Origin of the sequence: Halorubrum tibetense, assembly GCF_042661865.1 — an archaeon.
In the GTDB taxonomy this organism is placed as follows: Archaea; Halobacteriota; Halobacteria; order Halobacteriales; family Haloferacaceae; genus Halorubrum; species Halorubrum tibetense.
The window spans coordinates 1-2,531 of record NZ_JBHSWW010000316.1; the positions used below are offsets into that span (position 1 = coordinate 1).

The 2,531-nt window shown below is 68.7% G+C and carries 3 protein-coding genes; 2 read left to right on the top strand and 1 reads right to left on the bottom strand.

Annotated features, from left to right (window positions below):
• Together ACFQEU_RS14365 and ACFQEU_RS14370 are read left to right on the top strand one after the other, a co-directional pair.
• A partial coding sequence (locus ACFQEU_RS14365; protein ID WP_379783264.1) for a biotin--[acetyl-CoA-carboxylase] ligase occupies positions 1–554 on the top strand: 554 nt, incomplete at its 5' end.
• 165 nt (positions 555–719) lie between these two features.
• Positions 720–1,925 carry a redox-regulated ATPase YchF gene (locus ACFQEU_RS14370; RefSeq protein ID WP_379783266.1) on the top strand — a complete coding sequence of 402 codons (1,206 nt, stop codon included), beginning with the start codon at positions 720–722 and terminating at the stop codon, positions 1,923–1,925.
• 67 nt (positions 1,926–1,992) lie between these two features.
• Here ACFQEU_RS14370 and ACFQEU_RS14375 read toward each other — a convergent pair.
• Positions 1,993–2,531 (bottom strand): aldehyde ferredoxin oxidoreductase C-terminal domain-containing protein (locus ACFQEU_RS14375; RefSeq protein ID WP_379783268.1); only part of this gene is annotated, 539 nt, incomplete at its 5' end.

Below are 2,531 nucleotides of genomic sequence, written 5' to 3' on the forward strand. Positions count from 1 at the left end.
TCGTGACTCTCGCGGCCGCCGTCGCGACGACGGACGCCTTTCGGGCGGCGGGCGTCGACGGCGGGATCAAGTGGCCGAACGACGTGTTGCTCCGCCGGACAGGTGGGGCGGATCCGGACGCTCACGAGAGCAAGGCCGCCGCGGAACGGGGCGGCGAGAAGCTCGCCGGGGTCCTCACCGAGATGGAGGGGGAAGCGGACCGGGTCTCCTGGCTCGTCGTCGGGATCGGGGTCAACGCGAACATCGACTCGGAAGCGTTGCCCGCGGGGGCCACGTCGTTGCGAGCGGTGCTCGGAGGGGACGTCGACCGCCGTCGGTCCGTGATCCGACTCCTCGACCGCGTCGCCGAGCTCGGTGCCGACCCGGACGCGGTCCTCCCGGCGTGGCGTGAGCGGGCGATCACGCTCGGCCGACGGGTGAGAGTGGAGACGGCGACCGGCGACGTCGTCGGGACCGCGGTCGACGTCGAACCGCCTGGCGCGCTCGTTATCGAGACCGGAGACGGTCGTGTCAGCGTCCACGCCGGGGACTGTGACCACCTCCGGGAGGCGTAGCTCGACCGATCGGTGACCGCGTTCGCGAGTCGAGCGCCCGACACGGGTGTCCGATTCGAGTGCCTGGCCCGAGTTCCTCGGTCGAGTACCCCCGGGTATGCGACTCGATCCCGCGGCGAGGCTCCTCTCGCATCGTTTTTCACCGCGGACGACCCACCGAGAGTAATGAGTTATCGGATCGGTCTCGTCGGCAAGCCTTCCGTGGGCAAGTCGACGTTCTTCAATGCGGCGACGATGAACGACGTGCCCGAGGGAGCCTATCCCTTCACGACGATCGACCCGAGCGTCGGGGAGGCGTACGTGCGGGTCGACTGCGCGGCCCCCGAGTTCGACGAGACGTGTACCCCGAGCGTCGGCGTCTGTCGCGATGGAACGCGGTTCGTTCCGGTCGAGCTCGTCGACGTGGCTGGGCTGGTCCCCGGGGCTCACGAGGGACGTGGGCTCGGCAACCAGTTCCTGACCGACCTCAACGAGACCGACGTGTTGGTACACGTCGTCGACTTCTCCGGAACGACCGACATCGAAGGAGAGGCGACCGAGGGCCACGACCCTCGCGAGGACATCGACTTCTTAGAGGAGGAGCTCGACGAGTGGTACCTCGACGTCTTAGAGAAGGGGATCGAGAAGTTCGAAACCCGGTATCACGGGGCCGACGCCGCCATCGAGATAGAGCTCGCCGAGCAGATGTCGGCGTTCGGGATCTCCAAAGACGAGATGAAACAGGTGATCCTCGCCGAGGGGCTCGCGCTCGACCCCGACGCGTGGGACGACGCGGACCGGGCGTCGCTCGCACGCGAGATCCGCAAGCGGACGAAACCGATGGTCGTCGCCGCCAACAAGATGGACACGCCCGAAGCCCGGGCGAACTGGGAGACGATCACGGCGGACCCCGACTACGACCACCTCTCGTTCGTCCCCGCGAGCGCCCACGCGGAGAAGGCGCTAAAGAACGCGGACGAGGCAGGCGTCGTCGAGTACACCGCGGGCGACGACGCGTTCGAGATCGTCGGCGACGTCTCCGACGAGCAGGAGGCGGGACTCGAACGGATCCGCGAGCACGTCGCGACGTTCGATGGAACCGGCGTCCAGCACGCGTTGGAAGCCGCCGTCTTCGACGTGCTCGGCTGCATCGCCGTCTTCCCCGGCACTGCCAGCGGAACCCGTGACGACAACAAGGGCGTCTTCCGCGACTGCTTCATCCTTCCGGAGGGCGCGACGACGGAGGAGTTCGCGTTCCACATCCACTCCGACATCGGCGAGGGGCTACTCCACGGCACCGACTGTCGGAGCGGCCGACAGGTCGGTACCGGACACGAGCTCGCCCACCGCGACGTGATCGAACTCGTCTCGACGAAGCAGGCGGCTCCGTAGCGGCGAGACGAACGGACGTTCCGGGTCCGGGACGTGTTCCTGTCTCTCGGTGACGATCCCCGTCGAGTCAGTCGTCCGGACTCGCCGGGCGTTCGCCGACTCGCGGTCGGTCCGGAAGGGTGTCCAGCCTGAGGTGCTCGACCAGCTCGCGCGTCGGCCGACCGTCGGCGTCCCAGCTGCGGACCGCGTAGTACCGGTCGAGCAGGTCGTCGAACTCGTCGGGATCGATCCCGGGAGGCGGGCTCTCATCGCTTCCGCCGTCGACGTCATCGTCTCCGTCGGCTCCCTCCGATTTGGCGGCTCCCTCGGGTTCGTCACCCCCGTCACTCGGTTCGCCGCTCGCGCCGGTGATCGCCGCGGGGAGCGCGTCGTCGTCCCGGTCGAACCCCTCGCGGACGTTGAACAACCGAACGAGCGTCCAGACGCGCTCGCCGAGCCGCTCTACGTCCGCAGGGGTGTGGTCGTACCCTCGCGCGGCGAGCCACTCCGCGACGACCGGCGGGTCGAACACCGATTCGAGGAAGTCGTCGCCGATCAGACACCACAGCGCGGCCCGGCGGTCCTGTTCGGCGGCGACTGCGGCTGCGACCTCGTCCGGGTCGCGGC